This is a genomic window from Jiangella endophytica, assembly GCF_003427025.1.
GTDB classification, from domain to species: domain Bacteria; phylum Actinomycetota; class Actinomycetes; order Jiangellales; family Jiangellaceae; genus Jiangella; species Jiangella endophytica.
On record NZ_QVAI01000079.1, the window covers coordinates 1 to 316 of the forward strand.

Below are 316 nucleotides of genomic sequence, written 5' to 3' on the forward strand. Positions count from 1 at the left end.
GCACCGGCCGAGACGGCCGAACGCCACCGCCGCGCCCGCGACACCCGCTACGTCGCCGTCACCCCCGCCTCCGACGGCATGACCCACCTCGAAGCACTCCTCCCCGCCGAAGACGCCACCGCCCTCAACACCGCCCTCACAACAGCCGCCACCCACGCCAGAAGAACCGACACCACCACCGGCCGCCCCACCCGCACCAGCGACCAACGCCGCGCCGACGCCCTCGCCGACCTCGGCTGGGCCGCACTCGCCGCCTGCACCGACCCCACGAACCACCCGGCGACGGCCGGATCAGCAGCTGCTGGCCGCCCCACGC

1 protein-coding gene is annotated in these 316 nt (G+C 75.6%); it reads left to right on the forward strand.

The window, feature by feature from the left end:
• A partial coding sequence (locus tag DZA62_RS35345; RefSeq protein ID WP_116953690.1) for a DUF222 domain-containing protein occupies positions 1-316 on the forward strand: 316 nt, incomplete at both ends.